General features: G+C 70.7%; 17 protein-coding genes. 8 read left to right on the top strand and 9 right to left on the bottom strand.

Annotated elements, in window-relative coordinates; translation table 11 throughout:
* Positions 1-124: 124 nt before the first annotated feature.
* Entirely contained in the window at positions 125-736 is a 612-nt protein-coding gene (locus tag FHS29_RS03465) for a TetR/AcrR family transcriptional regulator (RefSeq protein WP_184688087.1), read from the bottom strand.
* A gap of 102 nt (positions 737-838) precedes the next feature.
* Here FHS29_RS03465 and FHS29_RS03460 point away from each other — a divergent pair, with 102 nt between their 5' ends.
* Both FHS29_RS03460 and FHS29_RS38045 read left to right on the top strand, forming a co-directional pair.
* Entirely contained in the window at positions 839-1,102 is a 264-nt protein-coding gene (locus FHS29_RS03460; protein ID WP_121219213.1) for a phosphoribosyl-ATP diphosphatase, read from the top strand.
* A 3-nt stretch (positions 1,103-1,105) separates the two neighbouring features.
* Positions 1,106-2,023: an AEC family transporter gene (locus FHS29_RS38045; RefSeq protein WP_184688085.1), complete on the top strand. Its 918-nt coding sequence runs from the start codon at positions 1,106-1,108 to the stop codon at positions 2,021-2,023.
* Here FHS29_RS38045 and FHS29_RS03450 read toward each other — a convergent pair.
* The 3 genes from FHS29_RS03450 to FHS29_RS03440 are packed head-to-tail and all read right to left on the bottom strand — an operon-like array spanning position 1,997 to position 4,298.
* The gene (locus tag FHS29_RS03450; RefSeq protein ID WP_184688083.1) at positions 1,997-2,632 is read right to left on the bottom strand and encodes a phosphoribosyltransferase; all 636 of its coding nucleotides are present in this window, start codon (positions 2,630-2,632) and stop codon (positions 1,997-1,999) included. The genes FHS29_RS38045 and FHS29_RS03450 overlap by 27 nt on opposite strands.
* Before the next feature lie 20 nt (positions 2,633-2,652).
* Positions 2,653-3,432, bottom strand: a complete 780-nt coding sequence (locus FHS29_RS03445; RefSeq protein ID WP_376774378.1) for a thioesterase family protein — start codon at positions 3,430-3,432, stop codon at positions 2,653-2,655.
* Positions 3,429-4,298 (bottom strand): RecB family exonuclease, encoded by an 870-nt coding sequence (locus FHS29_RS03440; protein WP_184688079.1) that lies wholly within the window; start codon positions 4,296-4,298, stop codon positions 3,429-3,431. Before FHS29_RS03440 ends, FHS29_RS03445 begins: the two co-directional genes overlap by 4 nt.
* Before the next feature lie 328 nt (positions 4,299-4,626).
* On the opposite strand from FHS29_RS03440, the gene FHS29_RS03435 reads away from it, so the two are divergent.
* A complete protein-coding gene (locus tag FHS29_RS03435) occupies positions 4,627-5,757 on the top strand; it encodes a site-2 protease family protein (RefSeq protein ID WP_184688077.1) in 1,131 nt (376 codons plus the stop codon).
* Here FHS29_RS03435 and FHS29_RS03430 read toward each other — a convergent pair.
* Positions 5,732-6,382, bottom strand: a complete 651-nt coding sequence (locus tag FHS29_RS03430; protein WP_184688075.1) for a response regulator — start codon at positions 6,380-6,382, stop codon at positions 5,732-5,734. The genes FHS29_RS03435 and FHS29_RS03430 overlap by 26 nt on opposite strands.
* Positions 6,379-7,482 carry a sensor histidine kinase gene (locus tag FHS29_RS03425; protein WP_312864727.1) on the bottom strand — a complete coding sequence of 368 codons (1,104 nt, stop codon included), beginning with the start codon at positions 7,480-7,482 and terminating at the stop codon, positions 6,379-6,381. Before FHS29_RS03425 ends, FHS29_RS03430 begins: the two co-directional genes overlap by 4 nt.
* A gap of 109 nt (positions 7,483-7,591) precedes the next feature.
* Between FHS29_RS03425 and FHS29_RS03420 the strand changes: the two genes are divergently transcribed.
* The 3 genes from FHS29_RS03420 (at position 7,592) to FHS29_RS03410 (ending at position 9,256) form a co-directional block, all read left to right on the top strand.
* Positions 7,592-8,164: a hypothetical protein gene (locus FHS29_RS03420; RefSeq protein WP_184688071.1), complete on the top strand. Its 573-nt coding sequence runs from the start codon at positions 7,592-7,594 to the stop codon at positions 8,162-8,164.
* A complete protein-coding gene (locus FHS29_RS03415) occupies positions 8,157-8,357 on the top strand; it encodes a hypothetical protein (RefSeq protein ID WP_184688069.1) in 201 nt (66 codons plus the stop codon). The genes FHS29_RS03420 and FHS29_RS03415 overlap by 8 nt, the downstream gene beginning before the upstream one ends.
* Positions 8,358-8,428: 71 nt before the next feature.
* Positions 8,429-9,256, top strand: coding sequence for a tRNA (adenine-N1)-methyltransferase (locus FHS29_RS03410; RefSeq protein WP_184688067.1), 828 nt, complete (start codon positions 8,429-8,431; stop codon positions 9,254-9,256).
* Between the two features lie 63 nt (positions 9,257-9,319).
* Here FHS29_RS03410 and FHS29_RS03405 read toward each other — a convergent pair whose 3' ends face one another.
* Positions 9,320-10,132 (bottom strand): hypothetical protein, encoded by an 813-nt coding sequence (locus FHS29_RS03405; protein ID WP_184688066.1) that lies wholly within the window; start codon positions 10,130-10,132, stop codon positions 9,320-9,322.
* 240 nt (positions 10,133-10,372) lie between these two features.
* Here FHS29_RS03405 and arc point away from each other — a divergent pair, with 240 nt between their 5' ends.
* The gene (gene arc, locus FHS29_RS03400; protein ID WP_184688064.1) at positions 10,373-12,169 is read left to right on the top strand and encodes a proteasome ATPase; all 1,797 of its coding nucleotides are present in this window, start codon (positions 10,373-10,375) and stop codon (positions 12,167-12,169) included.
* A gap of 452 nt (positions 12,170-12,621) precedes the next feature.
* Entirely contained in the window at positions 12,622-14,541 is a 1,920-nt protein-coding gene (locus FHS29_RS03395; RefSeq protein WP_184688062.1) for a S9 family peptidase, read from the top strand.
* 27 nt (positions 14,542-14,568) lie between these two features.
* On the opposite strand, the gene FHS29_RS03390 is transcribed toward FHS29_RS03395, so the two are convergent.
* Together FHS29_RS03390 and FHS29_RS03385 are read right to left on the bottom strand one after the other, a co-directional pair.
* Positions 14,569-15,288: a response regulator gene (locus FHS29_RS03390; RefSeq protein WP_184688061.1), complete on the bottom strand. Its 720-nt coding sequence runs from the start codon at positions 15,286-15,288 to the stop codon at positions 14,569-14,571.
* Positions 15,285-16,409, bottom strand: a complete 1,125-nt coding sequence (locus FHS29_RS03385) for a sensor histidine kinase (RefSeq protein WP_184688059.1) — start codon at positions 16,407-16,409, stop codon at positions 15,285-15,287. The genes FHS29_RS03390 and FHS29_RS03385 overlap by 4 nt, the downstream gene beginning before the upstream one ends.
* Positions 16,410-16,481: the final 72 nt, after the last annotated feature.

Raw genomic sequence — 16,481 nt, 5'->3', positions numbered from 1 at the left:
GGGTGATCAGGCTGTGGGCAGTCGGACCGTGAGCGGTCGGACCGTCAGTGGTCGGGCTGCAAGCGGTCGGGCTGTGGGTGTCAGGCTGTAGCGGTCGGGTTGTGATCGGTCGGTTCGTGGGTGGTCAGGCTGTCGATGGCTCCGGGAGGCCGGCGGCCACCTGGGTCAGCGCCTCGCGCACTAGGTCGCCCAGCGGGCCCGGTGGGTCGGCGGTGAGCCACTGGTCGGTGGCCACCTCGATGGCCGCGCCGACCGCTGCCGCCACCAGCCTGGGGTAGATGTCGGCTCTCACGTCTGTTCGGGTGCGTTCGGCGATGGCCTCGGCCAGTTCGCGCTCGATCATCGAACTGGCCCGGAGGAACTCGCCGATCAGCGCCGGCTCGCTGGTCATCAGCCGGACTCCGGCTGTCCACTCCGGGTCCGGCAGTGTGCCGCCGGTGTCGTACTGGGCCAGCGCGGCCTCCAGGATCGACTCCCAGAGGGATTCCGTCCGCGGGCGGCGGCGGACCTGCTCCGCCAGGTGGCGCCCGCGGTCGACGTGGCGGGAGGTGATCGCCTCGGCCTTGCTGGAGAAGTAGTTGTTGAACGTGCGGGGTGACACACCCGCCGCGGCGGCGATGTCCTCCACCAGGACGTTGTCCAGGCCGCGCTCGACCGCCAACCGGAGGGCCGCCCAGCTCAGTGCCCGGCGGGTCTCCAGCTTTTTGCGTTCGCGCAAGCCCATTCGGTCGTCCATGTGATCAAGGTACTGGAAAGGTGCGGGACCCGCAAGTTTTCGGGGCACGCAAGTTCGGGTCGGCTGGCGGCCGCCGTTCGGGGGATGCGAGGATCAGACCCCGTGAAGACCTTCGACGAGCTGTTCGCCGAGCTGAGCGAACGCGCACGCACCCGCCCTGAGGGCTCCGCGACCGCAGCGGCGTTGGCGGCGGGGGTCCATGCGCAGGGCAAGAAGGTGCTGGAGGAGGCCGGCGAGGTGTGGATCGCCGCCGAGCACGAGTCCGACGAGCGGCTGGCCGAAGAGGTCTCCCAACTGCTGTACCGCGTGCAGGTGCTGATGCTCGGCCGGGGCCTCACCCTCGAAGACGTCTACAAGCACCTGTGACCCGTGGCCGGAGTGCTCAGCGGGTTCGTGCCGATCTGGGTGCTCACGGTCATCGGGTTCCTCGCCGCCCGCACGAACGTGCTGGGGGAACGGGCCGAAGCGGTGCTCGGCAGGTTCGCGTTCTACCTGGCCATGCCCGCCGTGCTGTTCACGATGCTGCTGGACAGCGAGCCGGGGGCGTTGGCGAATCGGGGCGTCCTGGCGTTCGTGATCAGCACGTTCGTCGTGGGGACGATCGGCCTGGTGCTGTTCGGGAAGGTGTTCCGGCGGGAGCTGCCCGACCGGGCCCTCGGGGCGATGGCGGGCGCGTACGTGAACTCCGGCAACCTCGGCATCCCGGTCGCGGTCGGCGTCCTGGGTGACTCGTCGTTCATGGTGGCCGTGCTGCTGTTCCAGCCGGTGATCGTGATGCCGATGGTGCTCGCGGCGGTCGAGGTCGGCTCCGGGCGGCGTGGCGGCAGCTTGCGCACCCTGGCCACGCTGCCGGTGCGCAACCCGATCATCCTGGGTTCGCTGCTGGGCGTCGTGGTGGGCGCGACCGGTTGGCGTCCACCCCGGCTTGTGCTGGAACCGTTGGAGGCACTGGGTTCCGCTGGTGTCCCCACGGCGCTGGTGGTGCTGGGCATGTCGCTCAACGCCATGCGTGCGCCCGATCGGGACGGCCGTGTGGAAGTCAGCGTGACGGTCGTCCTGAAGCTGCTGCTGCACCCGTTGGTGACGTTCCTGGCGTGCCTGGCGCTCGGTGTCGACGGTCCGTTGCGCCTCGCGGCCGTCGTGTGCGCGGCCTTGCCGACGGCGCAGAACGTGTACGTGCTGGCCAGGCAGTACCGCCCGGACGCCCGGCTGCCGCGTGACGCCGTGCTCGTCTCCACCGCCCTGTCGATGGTGACGCTGTCAGTCGTGGCGGTGCTGCTCCAGTAGGGCCAGCACCTCGGCGTCCGTGGTCTGGTCGAACCGCCGGTAGAACCGCCCCACCGACCGGAAGTCGACCCGTTCGTGCGGGCACACCACCAGGTCGGCCTCGGTCCCGAGGTGGCGCAGGGATTGCGTCGCGCCCACCGGAACGGCCAGGACGAGCCGCCGCGGACCGGCTTCGCGGGCCTCTCGCAGCGCGGCGCGCGCGGTGACGCCGGTGGCCAGACCGTCGTCCACGATCAGCACGTCCCGGCCGGTCACCCGGACCGCGCGGCCGGACCGGTAGACGTCGAGGCGACGTCGGGCCTCCCGCCGCTCCGCCTCGCAGGTGCTCGACAGGTCTTCCGGTGTCAAGCCCGAGGTGCGCAACGCGTGCGCGTCGAAGATCGGCTCGCCGCCCGCCGTGACGGCACCGACGCCGAACTCGGGGTGGCCGGGTGCGCCGATCTTGCGCGCCACCGCCACGTCCAGCTCCGCGCCCAAGGACAGCGCCACCTCGTGCGCCACCGGGAGTCCGCCCCGTGCCAAGCCCAGGACCAGCGGATCGACCCAGACGCCAGTCTCCAGCGCCTCGGCGAGCACCCGGCCGGCGGCGGTCCGATCCGCGAACTTCATCACCCCATCGTGGCCCCGGCTCAGCGCTCCCGCACGAACAACGACTGGGCGGTACGACCCACCGGTCCGTGTTCGTCGTGCAGCACGCTGCCCGCCACACCGACGCCCGCCGGCCCGATCACCGTCCCGGCGTCCAGCGCGAACCACTCGCCGACCGGCTCGCGGTGCAGGTGCACGGACAGGTCGGTGTTGATCGCGTACCACTTGGAGATGTCCAGCCTGCTCGACACCCCGCTCGCCGAGTCCGCGACGGTGAACAGCCGTTGCAGCACCGTGGCTTCCTCGCCGTCGACCACCTGCACCCTCGGCCGCACCCACACCGCCGCGTCGCCGGGCGTGAAGACGCCACCGGACACCGAGCGCCACTCCATCGCGGCCAGGTAGCCGCACTGCCAGTCCTCCGGGATGGCCATCGGTGCACAGACTTGAGGCGGCACCAGCGGCTCGCCCTCGCCGGACGACGCGACCGCCGATGTGTCCCCGCCGACGATCCGCCACGCCCGCGCCCGCAGCACGGCACGCCCGTCGTGGCACAGCTCCGCCGACAGCAGCTCCACCGAACGCCCCGGCCGGTCCAGCGCCGCCGACACCGTCAGCTCCGCCACCGGGACCGGGCCGAGCACCTCGAACGTGACCCGGGACAGCACCGTCCCGGGGCGCGGCGAGGTCAGTTCCAGTGCCCGGACCAGGAGCGCCGAGGGCGGCCCGAGGTGTTGGTGTTCGCTGGTCCACGGCCCCGCGGTGTGCTCGGTGGACGCGAACCGGCCCTCGTCCAGCCGCTCGTAGAACGCCGCCATCAATCCGCCCGGTCCAGCGCCGTCTCCTGCCCCGCGTCCGGCTCCGGCCACCCCGGGTACGGCGGGGGTGTGCCGTCGAACGCCGGGCACAGCGCCTTGTGGTCGCAGTAGTCGCACAGCCGGCTCGGGTTCGGCCGGAAGTCACCCGACCTCGCCGCCCGCAGGATGGCGTCCCAGATCGCTTCCAGGGTCCGCTCGAACCGGCTCAGCTCGGCCTCGTCCGGGGTGTAGGCCAGCGCCTGCCGGTCGGCCAGGTACATCAGCCGGAGCTGGCGCGGCACCGCACCGCGCAGCCGCCACAGCACCAGCGCGTAGAACTTCATCTGGAACAGGGCCTTGGCCTCGCCGACCTCGCGGGGCGCCGCGCCGGTCTTGTAGTCCACGACCCGGATCTCGCCGGTCGGGGCCACGTCCACCCGGTCGACGTAGCCGCGCAGCAGCACGCCCGACGGCAGTTCCCACTCCACCAGCAGCTCGCGGGCGTCGGCGTCGAACCGGCGCGGGTCCTCCAGCCCGAAGTAGCCGTCCAGCAGGCTTTCGGCGGAGGCCAGCCAGTCGGTCTGCTCGGACTCCTCGGCGCCGGCGAACAGGTCGGCGAACTCCGGGCGCTCGGCGCGCACCCGGTCCCAGGCCGGGGCGACGAGTTCACGGGCGCGCTCGGGCACGCGTTCGGCGGCGGGGAGGCCGAACAGGTCCTCCAGGACGGCGTGCACGACGGTGCCGCGGACCTGCGCTCTGGTCGGCTTCTCCGGCAGCCGGTCGACCGCCCGGAAGCGGTACAGCAGCGGGCACTGCTTGAAGTCGCCCGCGCGGGAGGGCGACAGCGCGGGCCTGCGAACAGGGCGCTCGGTGATCGTCGGCACTGCCATACCCGGAACGATAGGGCAGACCCCCGACAAGATCGGGATGGTCGGGCCGGGCGCAGTCGGGCGAGGCCGCTGTCCGGTCGGGCACATCCGGGTGGGAATCGCCTGGGCAGGGCGGGGCAGAGGTCCCCTCTCGGGCTGGCCCCCTGCGTTCAACCAACCATGGGGGACCGACAGGGGCGGCTGGGTGCTGAGACCTCGCTGAGAGTCGGACGGCGGGGGAAGGGGGTGCGAGCGGGGTGCGGCCGGTGTGTCCGGGTGTGTCCGGGTGTGGCCGGGTGTGGCCGGGTGTGTCACAGCGTCAACACACGTCAGCCCATAGGCTCCCGACGTGGTGACCAAGGAGAGCTGGCGACGGCAGGTCGGTCGGGACGGTGGGCTGCCGCTGTTCCGCGCCGCCGGGATCCCGGTGCTGCTCGCGCCCTCCTGGTGGCTCGGCTCGGCGGCCATCGTGGTGCTCTACGCCCCGCTGGTCGAACGGATCGCGCCCGGCACCGACGGGTTGACCGGGGTGCTGCTCGCGGCGACGTTCGCGGTCTTCCTCGGCCTCTCGGTGCTGGCCCACGAACTCGGGCACAGCCTGGTGGCGTTGCGGCTCGGGTTGCCGGTGCGCCGGCTCCGGCTGTTCCTGCTCGGCGGGGTGTCCGAGGTCATGCGCACGCCGACCAGACCCGCGCACGAAGGGATGATCGCCGCCGCCGGGCCGATCGTGTCGATCGTGCTGGCGGGGATGTTCTCGCTGGGCGCCATGGCGATCCCGCATCCCGACGCCGTGTGGCTGCTGATCGCGCAGACGGCGTTCGCCAACGCCGCGGTCGCCGTGTTCAACCTGCTGCCCGGCCTGCCGCTGGACGGCGGGCGGATCCTGCGGGCAGGGGTCTGGGCGGCCACGGGACGGCGTTCGGCGGGCACCAAGGCCGCCGTGGTCGGTGGCGGGGTCGTGGCCGCGCTGCTGGTGGTGTGGGCGATCTGGGGCGTGCTGGAAGGCAGCGAGGACCGCTGGATCAGGTTCGGCGTGTGCCTGCTGACCGCGTGGTTCGTGGTGGCGGGTGCCCGTGGCGAGCTGGCGGCCGAGCGCAAGCGCGCCTGGCCGGACGGGTTGACGCTGAGCGAGCTGGTCCGGCCGGTGCTCCAACTGCCCGCCGAGAGCCCCGTCTCGGGTGCCCTCACGGCGTCGGCCGGCCGGGGTGTGGTGCTGGTGCGGGCGGACGGCGTCGCGGCCGGCCTGCTGGACCGGGACCTGGCGCGACGGCTGGCGTCGACCTCGCCGCACGCGCCCGCCGAGCAGGCCGCCGTGCCGATCCGGCCGGAGACCGTGCTGCTGGAGACCGAGACCGGCGACGAGGTCTTCGAACGCGTCCACGGCACCACCGCCGGCGAGTACCTGGTGGTGGACCTGGAGGGACGTCCCGCCGGTGTGCTGCGGCGGGCGGACCTCAAGGCCGCTCTGGACCGCCGCTGAGCAGCCCGGCGTCCTGCGCCAGGATCGCCGCCTGCACCCGTGACCGCAGGTCCAGCTTCGTCAGCACGCGCGACACGTGCGTCTTCACGGTCGTCTCGCCGATGTGCAGCTTTCGCCCGATCTGGTGATTCGACAGGCCTTCGCCGAGACACCGCAGCACTTCCACCTCGCGGTCGGTCAACGCGTCCAGCGACACCGGGCGGGCCTTCGGCGCGGCGGACGCGAACTCGCGCATCAGCCGCCGCGTCACGCTCGGCGCGAGCACCCCGTCACCCGCCGCGACCTGCCGCACCGCGTCCACCAGGGCCGGGGCCTCCACCGACTTGAGCAGGAAGCCCGCCGCACCCGCCCGCAGCGCCCCGTGCACGTATTCGTCCAGGTCGAACGTGGTCAGCACCAGCACCTGGGACACGCCGGCCAGCTGCCGGGTCGCCTCGATGCCGTCCGTGCCGGGCATCCGGATGTCCATCAGCACCACGTCCGGGCGCAGCTCACGGGCCAGCCGCACGGCCGCCGCGCCGTCCGCCGCCTCGCCCACCACCTCGATGCCCTCCGCGCCGCCCAGGATCATCACCAGGCCCGCGCGGATCGCGGCGTGGTCGTCGGCCACCAGCACCGTGGTCACAGCGGCAGCTCCGCCCGGACCAGCCAGTCGTCGCCGTCGCGGCCCGCCGTGAACGTCCCGCCGACCGCGTGCGCGCGTTCCGCCATGCTCACCAACCCCGTCCCCGTTCCTCCCGCCGATCCGCGCGCCACGTTCCGCACGACCACCACCAGCCGCCTGACCTGCCGTTCCACTCGCACCGAGGCCGACGAACCGTACTTCAGCGCGTTCGTCAACGCCTCTTGCAGGATCCGGTACGCGGCGAGGTCCACCGCCACTGGCAGCCCGTCCACGTCGTCCACGACGAACTCCACCGCCAGGCCGCCCGCGCGCGCCGAGTCGACCAGCCGGCCCGCGTCGGCCAGCCGTACGGTGACCGGCTCGTCCACCGCGTCGTCGGCCCGCAGCACGTCGATCATGGTGCGCATCTCCGCCAGCGACCGCACGCTGTTCTCCCGCACCGACCGCAGGACCGTCCGCACGGTCTCCGAGTCGGCCGGCATGGACAGCACCGCCTCGGACTGGATCGCGATCGCCGACAGGTGTCCGGCGATGACGTCGTGCAGGTCGCGGGCCATCCGGTTGCGTTCCGCGTCGACCGCCGCCCGCCGGTCCAGCTCCGCGATCCGGGCCACCTGCTCGGCGCTCTCGCGGTGCTGCCGGATGTTCGTCGCCCACCACACCGGCGCGCAGACCAGCGAGAACATCTGCAACCCGGCGTAGAGGGACTCCCGCCAGTCGCCGAGCACCGCCAAGGTCAGCGTCAGGCCGAGGGTGGCCAGCGCGACGACGCCGATCAGCGCCCGGTGCAGCCGGCGCGGGCCGTCCATCGACACCACGAACAGCACGTCGATGAACACCATGATCACGGGCAGGCTGAGCCCGCGCGTCAGGTCGAGCAGCGCCGCCGTCGTGGCCAGCACCAGGGCGAACACCGGGGCGCTGCGGCGGAACACCGTCCCGACGCAGGCCAGGGCCAGGACCGCCAGGCGCGTCCCGATGGTCGTCGGCCGGTCGTCGCCGCCGAACACCAGGTCCAGTTTGAGCTGGTAGATCAGCATCCCGACGGCGAAGAAGCCGACCGCGATGAGCACCTCGCGGTTCTTCGGGCGGATCTCCACCCCCGAATGACAGCACATCGCCGTCGCGCCGGGCGTCCTACGAAGTGATGACGCGCGGTCGATCCGCCCGCCGACGCGCCGCACCCCCTCCGACCAGCACGATCCATCTGTGGCTGAACCGCTGGTTGTGCTCATCGTGGCTTGTGAGATCGGTTTCTGGGTCGTGCTCGGCTCGGGGTTGTTCGCGCGGTACGTGCTGCGGCTGCCGAAGGTGGGCGCGGCGCTGCTCGTGTGCACGCCGCTGGTGGACGTGGTGCTGCTGGTGGCCACCGTCTTCGACTTGCGATCGGGGGGTGAGGCGAAGGCGGTGCACGGCCTCGCGGCGATCTACCTCGGGGCCAGCATCGCGTTCGGGCACAGCATGCTGCGTTGGGCCGACCAGCGGTTCGCCCACCGCTTCGCGGGCGGTCCGCCGCCGGTGAAGCCGCCCAAGCACGGCAGCGCGCGGGTGCGCCACGAGTGGCGCGAGTGGGGCAAGTTCGTGATCGCCTGGGGCATCGCCTGCACGGTGATGCTGCTGCTCATGTACGTCGTGAGCACCCCGGAGCGCACTCAGGTGCTGTGGGGGCAGATGTCGGGGATGAGTGTCGTCGGCGTGATCTGGCTGGTGACCGGCCCCCTCTACTACTCCGTCAAGGAGGCCGCCGGGCAGGTCACCGGGAGGGGGGAACGGGATGCGTGAAGTCCTGGGGATCATCATGCTGGTACCGCAGGGACTGGTGCCGTTGGTGCTGATGGCGCTGGACGTGGACAGCAAGAGCTGGTTCGTCGTGATGCACCTGCCGCCATGGGCGCAGCTGCCCGGCGCGATCGCGTTCACGGTCGTCGGCGCGGTGCTGACGGCGTCCGGGATCCGTGCGGAACGAGGCCGCTGAGCTGCGCCGCCGGGCCTTCTGCGACCATCGTGCGCTGTTGTCCGCAGGATTTGTCCAGGAGGTTCGCCGCGGTGAGCACCGCCAGTGGTCCGTTCCAGCCCGGAGACCGGGTGCAGTTGACCGACCCGAAGGGACGGCACTACACGATCGTGCTCGAACCGGGCAAGGAGTACCACACCCATCGCGGCGCTCTGTCGCACGACCGGCTGATCGGAGAGCCCGAGGGCTCCGTGGTGACGTCGGTGGGCGGCACGTCGTTCCTGGCGCTGCGGCCCCTGCTCGCCGACTACGTGCTGTCCATGCCGCGCGGCGCCCAGGTGATCTACCCCAAGGACGCGGCGCAGATCGTGATGTACGGCGACGTGTTCCCCGGTGCGCGGGTGCTGGAGGCCGGTGCAGGGTCGGGCGCGCTGACCTGCTCGCTGCTGCGCGCGGTGGGGGAGAAGGGCAGCGTCACGTCCTACGAGGTGCGCCAGGACCACGCCGACCACGCGATCCGGAACGTCGAGCAGTTCTTCGGCGACCGGCCCGGCAACTGGTCGCTCACCGTGGGTGACGTGGTCGACCACGAGGGTGAGGTCGACCGGGTGATCTTGGACATGCTCGCCCCGTGGGACGTGCTGCCGGCCGTGGCCCGCAGCCTCATCCCCGGCGGCGTGCTGGTGGTCTACGTGGCCACCACCACCCAGCTGTCGAAGGTCACCGAGGCGATCCGCGAACAGCAGCACTGGACCGAGCCGCACGCGTGGGAGACGCTGGTCCGCCCGTGGCACGTGGTCGGTCTCGCGGTGCGCCCGGAACACCGCATGATCGGGCACACGGCGTTCCTGCTGACCACCCGCAGACTCGCCGACGGCGTCACCCCGCCGAGGCCCCAGCGCCGCCCGTCCAAGGGCTGAAACCAGGCCTGAGCAGCGGGAACGGCCCGTGTCGCGAGTGCGGCACGGGCCGTTCCCGGCGACTCACTTCTTCTTCTCGCAGGCGACCCAGCCGTTGTCCGTCTTGATGAACGGGATCTTGTTGCTGTCGTCGTCCTTCAGCATGCTCTTGAGCTCCTCGGGCACACCTTCGAGCTTGATCGAGAAGTCGGCCTCGGCGTGCGTGTCGTCCTTCTCCTGCACGCCGTTGACCTTGGCGACGATCTTGATGTTCTTCGCCGCCTCCTGCATCTGCTTGGCCTTCTCCTTCATCGCCGGAGGCATGGATTCCAGGTTCTTCTCGATCTCCTTGCTGATCGAGTCGGGGTCGAACGCCTTCTTCAGGTCGTCGATCTCCTTCTGGTCCTCCGCGCAGGTCAGCGAGCTGAGCTTGGCGTAGTCCTTGTTCGTCATGGCGGTGGCGAAGCTCTCCGCCGCGTCCTTCGCCGTGCCGTTGCCGCCACCACCGAGGGTGAGCAGCAGGACGACCACGACGCCGATCACCAGGACGCCGCCGCCCGCCAGGATCCAGGGCAGCGGGCTCTTCTTGCGCGGCGCGCCGTAGGGATCACCGAAACCACCCGGTTGGCCGTAACCGGGCTGGTTGAACTGGCCGGGCTGACCGTAGGGCTGCTGGCCGTAACCGGGCTGTCCCGGCTGCCCCGGCGGCGGGAAACCACCCGGAGGCGGGCCGTAGCCCGGCTGCTGCTGCCCACCCTGTGGGAAACCCGGAGGTGGCGGTGGGTACCCGCCGGGCTGCTGGCCGTACCCCGGCTGCGGGCCGGGTTGGCCTGGTTGTTGGCCAAACGGGCCCGGCTGCGGACCGTGGGAACCCGGCTGCTGCGGCGGGACGGACATCACGTTCTCCTAGAACTTTCCGCTGGTGGCAGTGGACACTGCCCGGAACACGCAAGTGTGACTTCGTAGTTGGACGCACGGTAGCGGGTGGGAGGTTCCACCAGACACCGAGATGGAGCAGTTCATCCGGCCGAGCGGGGGGATGTGTGATCACACGACCCTCGGGAACCCGACGGGTGGCCGCTTTTGTCGGTGATCGCCGGTACCGTTGTCGTACGAACACGGGAGGAGGGTGCCGACATGCAGCACGGTCATCCCGGCAGCCAGCCCGATGAGGGCGGCGAGCTGAACAAGGGCAACAACTCTGGTGAGCTGACAGCGCAGATCAGGTTCCTGGAGGACGAGATCGCGTTGCTGCGCCGCAAGTTGACGGAATCCCCACGACACGTCCGCCTGCTGGAGCAGAGGTTGGCGGAGGCGACGGAGCGCGTCAGCCAACTGACCGAGCGCAACACGAAGCTCATCGACACCCTTCGAGAAGCACGGAGCCAGCTCCTCGCGCTGCGCGAGGAAGTGGACCGCCTGGCCCAGCCACCCAGCGGGTACGGCGTGTTCCTGGCGCGGTTCGAGGACGGCACGGTGGACGTGTTCACCTCCGGCCGTCGCATGCGGGTCTCGGTGTCCCCGGCGGTCGAGGCGCCGTCGCTGGTGCTGGGCCAGTCGGTGCGGCTCAACGAGGCGCTGACCGTCGTCGAGGGCGGCGACTTCGAGCGGACCGGCGAGGTCTGCACGTTGCGCGAGGTGCTGGAATCGCAGGAGGACGCGTCGATCGGTCGGGCCCTGGTCGTGGGTCACGCCGACGAGGAGCGCGTCGTCTGGCTGGCACAGCCGCTGATGGACTCGCCGCTCAAGGCGGGTGACTCGCTGCTGGTCGACTCGAAGGCGGGCTTCGCCTACGAGCGGGTGCCGAAGGCCGAGGTCGAGGACCTCGTGCTGGAGGAGGTCCCGGACGTCAAGTACGAGGACATCGGCGGTCTGGGCAGGCAGATCGAGCAGATCCGCGACGCGGTGGAGCTGCCGTTCCTGCACGCCGACCTGTTCCGCGAATACAAGCTGCGCCCGCCCAAGGGCGTGCTGCTGTACGGCCCTCCCGGCTGTGGCAAGACCCTCATCGCGAAGGCGGTGGCCAACTCCCTGGCCAAGCAGGTCGCGTCCGCGCGCGGCGACGACCACCGCGAGGCCAAGAGCTACTTCCTCAACATCAAGGGCCCGGAGCTGCTCAACAAGTTCGTCGGCGAGACCGAGCGGCACATCCGGCTGATCTTCCAGCGGGCCCGCGAGAAGGCGTCCGAGGGCACCCCGGTGATCGTGTTCTTCGACGAGATGGACTCGATCTTCCGGACCCGCGGCAGCGGCGTCTCGTCGGACGTGGAGACCACGATCGTCCCCCAGCTCCTCAGCGAGATCGACGGCGTCGAGGGCCTGGAGAACGTCATCGTGATCGGCGCGTCCAACCGCGAGGACATGATCGACCCGGCGATCCTCCGCCCGGGCCGACTGGACGTGAAGATCAAGATCGAGCGCCCGGACGCGGAGGGCGCGAAGGACATCTTCAACAAGTACCTGACCCCCGACCTGCCGATCCACGCCGACGACCTGGCGGAGTTCGGCGGCGACCCGTCGGCCTGCATCGACGGCATGGTGCAGCACACCGTCGAGCGCATGTACGAGGAGTCGGAGGAGAACCGCTTCCTGGAGGTTACCTACGCCAACGGTGACAAGGAGGTCCTGTACTTCCGGGACTTCAACTCGGGCGCGATGATCCAGAACATCGTGGACCGGGCCAAGAAGGCGGCCATCAAGAGCCTGCTGGACACCAAGCAGCCAGGCCTGTCGGTGCGGCACCTGCTCGACGCGATCGTGGACGAGTTCGCGGAGAACGAGGACCTGCCGAACACGACGAACCCGGACGACTGGGCCCGCATCTCCGGCAAGAAGGGCGAACGGATCGTCTACATCCGAACGCTCGTCACCGGCAAGAACCAGGAATCCGGCCGAGCCATAGACACCGCGACCAACACCGGCCAGTACCTCTAGCCGACACCGCACACCCGGAAGCCCCGCCCACCCACGTGGGCGGGGCTTCCGCTCGCAACCGATCCACACCTCGCGACACCGCCCACGGCCTGCACGCCCCGCATACCCCCGCCCACGGCCTGCGCCCTCGCACACCCCTGCCCCAGGGCCTGCGCGCCCCCGCGCACACTCCTGCCCTGCGTGTCATCCCCGTATGGCCTGCCCGCAGGGAACCGCATGTGTCAAGGGCAGATCGAACCCGCGACCACCGCACCCGCTCCACGATCTGCCCTTGACTCATGTGGTTGTCTTTGACCTGGCCATACGGGGATGACACGCAGACCACCGCCCTCCAAAGCTCGAAGAGCTTTGCAGGGCTCCTGTGGAGATCCTTGGCGGCCTGCCCGTCCGGCGAGGACGCTTTTCAAGCGATGCCCCATCCGGCGAGACCCCGATCTCGACAGACTGACCACATGACAGATCTGACCGCCGAACTCGTGGTCGATGGTCGCGCACCGCAGACTCCGGTCCTCGCCCCGAACGGCCGCCTGCTCTGCTACGCCCTCGCCCCTACCAGCCGGACCGGCACCCACCTCGACACCGAACTCTGGCTCGCCAGCACCGACCCCACCAACACCCCCGCCCCAGACACCGCATCACGCCGAGTGACTGCAGACACCTCGACGGAGTCGCAACCACGCTGGTCTGCTGACTCGGACACCCTGTTCTTCCTGTCCGACCGGGCCGATCGCGGTACTCCGCAGGTGCACAAACTCACCCTCACCGACGGCACGACAACGGCATTGACCAGCTGGCGCGCCGGCGTCACCGGCCACGTGCCGCTCGCCGACCCCAACCTGCTCGCTCTACTCGCCGAGGATGAACCTGCCGAGCAGGAGGCGCGCTTCACCGACGACCGTGACGACGCCATCGTCGTCGGCGAATGCGAACCTCGTGCCCGGTTGCGTCTGCTCGATCTGAGCACGGGCCGGGTCACCACCCCTGACGTGTTCAGTGACCGGCACGTCGTAGAACTGCGGCAACGTCCCGACGGCGGCCCACTTGCCGTGCTGACCCAGGCCGGCGCCGACAACGACTACGGCCCGCGCACCGGCCGACTGCACTTGTTCGACCTCACAAGCGGGACCGCGGTGGACCTCGGACCGGCCGGCGTCGAAGCACACTCTCTGGCCTGGTGGCCGGACGAGGACGGTTGGCACCTCGGTTACATCGCACTCACGCCACCGGGTCTGCAGGCCGGCACCGCCGTGTTCGACCTGGCCGTTGACAGCCGCGTCCTGCGCAACCGGACTTCCGGTCTCCCGATGTGCCCCACCGAACTGCGCCAGACCGGTGCCGCCCCACTGGTCGTGTTCGCCAACGGCCTGAACACGACCCTGGCCCGGCTCGACCCCATCGGACCGACGACGTTGTCGCAGCACCCCGGACGCCTCGACGACCTCACCACCACCCCTACCGGCGAGGTGATCGCGGCACTGACCGGCACCCGCTACGAACCCGCGAACGTGCACGTCGGACCACCGGTCGGGCCACTGCGGAAGATCACCGACACCCGTCCGGAACTAAAAGGCATCACCTTCGGCACCCAGCGACCGCTGGCGTACCGCGCCGCCGACGGCCTCGATCTGGACGGCCTGCTCGTGCTGCCGGTCGGCAGAACCGCGTCGGACGGCCCGTTCCCTCTGGTCACGATCCCGCACGGAGGCCCGTACGACCGCTACGCCGATCGTTGCCAGCTGTTCTGGTTCCCCAGCGCGCAGTGGCTGGCCGCCGCCGGCTACGCGGTGTTCCTGCCCAACCCGCGCGGCGGCGAGGGCCACGGCCACCAGTTCGCCGCCCGCGTCGCCGGCAGGGTCGGGCAGGAGGAATGGACCGACATCCTGACCGGCATCGACCTGCTCATCACCGAGGGCATCGCCGACCCCGATCGGCTGGGCATCGCCGGCTGGAGCCACGGCGGGTTCATGTCCGCCTGGGCCGTCGGCCAGACCGACAGGTTCCGCGCCGCGCTGGTCGGCGCCGGCGTCGTCGACTGGGGAATGCTCGCCGCGACCGGGGAGAACGGCCAGTTCGAGGCCGCGCTCGGCGGCAGCACCGGCTGGTCGGGCATCGGTCCGCACCCGCATGACGCGGTCAGCCCGATCTCGTTCGCAAGCCGCATCCGCACGCCGGTGCTCATCCTGCACGGCGCCGAAGACACCAACGTGCCGCTCGGCCAGGCCGTGTACCTCCACCGGGCGCTGCGCCACTTCGGCGTCGAGCACGAGTTCGTGATCTACCCCAGGGAAGGCCACTCGATCCGGGAACGCGCCCACCAACTCGACGTCATGCGCCGGACCCGTGCCTGGTTCGATCGCCGGCTCCGGCCCTGAAGGCATCGGCCGCAGCCGGATCCGGGATCACACATTAGGCGTCACCAACCCCGCCTCGTACGCGGCAATCACCAACTGCGCCCGATCCCGAGCCTGGAGCTTGTGCAACAACCGCCCGATGTGGGTCTTCACCGTCCCCACCGACAGGTGCAACTCCTGCGTGATCTCCGTGTTCGACAACCCCCGCGCGATCAAACCCAGAACCTCCCGCTCCCGCTCGGTGACCCCCTCCAACCGCCCCGGCCCCTCCGGCCTGAGACCCTCCCGCCGGAGGCCCTCCCGCCCCGGAACCCGCCCCCAGGCCGCTCCCCAACCGTCCCGCCGCTCCGGCGCTCGTGAGAACTCCGCGATCAACCGCCGCGTCACCGACGGCGACAACAACCCGTCCCCGGCCGCCACCACCCGAACGGCGGCCAGCAGCTCCACCGGCGGCGTGTCCTTCAGCAAGAACCCGCTCGCCCCGGCCCGCAACGCCGAGTACACGTACTCGTCCAGGTCGAACGTGGTCAGGATCAACACCCGAGCCGCCGAGAACGACGCGATCTCCCGGGTGGCCGCGATCCCGTCCATGCCCGGCATCCGAACGTCCATCAGCACCACGTCGGGCGATGTCTGCCGCACCACGGACACCGCCGCGGCCCCGTCCCCGGCTTCACCCACCACCCGCAGGTCCGGCGCCGAGTCCACCAGCACCCGGAAGCTGCCCCGCAACAACGCCTGGTCGTCCACGACCACCACGTCGATCATGCGAACGGCACCTCGGCCGCCACCCGGAACCCGCCACCACCCATCGGCCCGGCCACGAACGTGCCCCCGTACACCGCCACCCGCTCCCGCATCCCGATCAACCCGTGCCCACCGCCCTCGCCACCACTGCCGCCTCCGCCCAACACCCGCTCACCCGGCCCGTCATCGGTCACGGAGATCCGCACCGAGGTGTCGCCGACCTCCACCACCACCGAGCACCGCGCCGGCGCGGCGTGCTTGACCACGTTCGTCACCGACTCCTGCACGATCCGGAACACCGTCAACCCCACCCCGTCGGGCAACGCGCCACCCGACACCGACAACGTCACCGGCACCCCCGCCAGCGAAGCCCGCTCCACCAGACCCGGCAGGTCCCCGATCCCCGGCATCGGTTCGAGCTCCACCGCCGAATCCTCCGAGCGCAGCACCCCCAGCAACCGCCGCATCTCGATCAAGGTGCTCCGGCTGGTCGTCTCGATCACCTGCAACGCCTCCTGGGCCTGCTCGGGCTGCGCCGCCGCCACGTGGTTCGCGATCCCCGCCTTCACCGTGATCAACGACAGGCTGTGCGCCACCACGTCGTGCAGTTCACGAGCGATCCGCAGCCGCTCGTCGGCGACCGCCCGCGACGCCTGCTCGGCCACCGCCCGCTCGGCGTAGGCCCGCCGCACCCGTGTGGACCGCCCCAACGCCCAAGCCGCGCTGATCAAGATCACCACAGCCGTCGCCAGCCCGATGTCGTCCGGCCAGGGCTCGCCGACGAAGACCGCCACCACGGCCGTGACCAGGGAGAAGATCAACGCTCCCACGGCCCGCCCACGGGGCAGGTTCGCGGCGACCATGTACATCGCGAACGCCGTGGGCGCATAGGGCTCCAGGGTGATGTGCGAAGCGGTGGCGAGGTTCTGTGCCGTCACCACGACCAGCAACACCGTCAACGGCCACCTGCGCCGCGCCGCCAAAGGCAGGCCGACCAGTGCCGCCAGCGCGTACCCGAACCACAACGGCACCGTGCTCGCCTCGGCGAACCCGGTGTATGTCAACGTCACCGCGATACCCGCGAGCACGTCGAGCGCGAACAGGTAAGCGGTGGGCAGCCACCTGGCGAAACGCGATCTCACGCCCGAACGGTAGCCGGCCCCCGCCCGGACGGCATCGGACCGTGGTCCGATGTCCACAGCAGACCGTCGTCC

It is taken from the genome of Saccharothrix tamanrassetensis (genome assembly GCF_014203665.1).
Classification (GTDB): domain Bacteria; phylum Actinomycetota; class Actinomycetes; order Mycobacteriales; family Pseudonocardiaceae; genus Actinosynnema; species Actinosynnema tamanrassetense.
The sequence above is the reverse complement of the archived record's forward strand: the minus strand, read 5'-3'. Positions and strand labels throughout refer to the sequence as shown.

Coding starts and splice junctions, on each gene's coding strand:
- FHS29_RS03465 (WP_184688087.1), bottom strand. CDS start 736: ATGGACGACCGAATGGGCTTGCGCGAACGCAAAAAGCTGGAGACCCGC.
- FHS29_RS03450 (WP_184688083.1), bottom strand. CDS start 2,632: ATGAAGTTCGCGGATCGGACCGCCGCCGGCCGGGTGCTCGCCGAGGCG.
- FHS29_RS03440 (WP_184688079.1), bottom strand. CDS start 4,298: ATGGCAGTGCCGACGATCACCGAGCGCCCTGTTCGCAGGCCCGCGCTG.
- FHS29_RS03415 (WP_184688069.1), top strand. CDS start 8,157: ATGCGTGAAGTCCTGGGGATCATCATGCTGGTACCGCAGGGACTGGTG.
- FHS29_RS03405 (WP_184688066.1), bottom strand. CDS start 10,132: ATGTCCGTCCCGCCGCAGCAGCCGGGTTCCCACGGTCCGCAGCCGGGC.
- arc (WP_184688064.1), top strand. CDS start 10,373: ATGCAGCACGGTCATCCCGGCAGCCAGCCCGATGAGGGCGGCGAGCTG.
- FHS29_RS03395 (WP_184688062.1), top strand. CDS start 12,622: ATGACAGATCTGACCGCCGAACTCGTGGTCGATGGTCGCGCACCGCAG.
- FHS29_RS03390 (WP_184688061.1), bottom strand. CDS start 15,288: ATGATCGACGTGGTGGTCGTGGACGACCAGGCGTTGTTGCGGGGCAGC.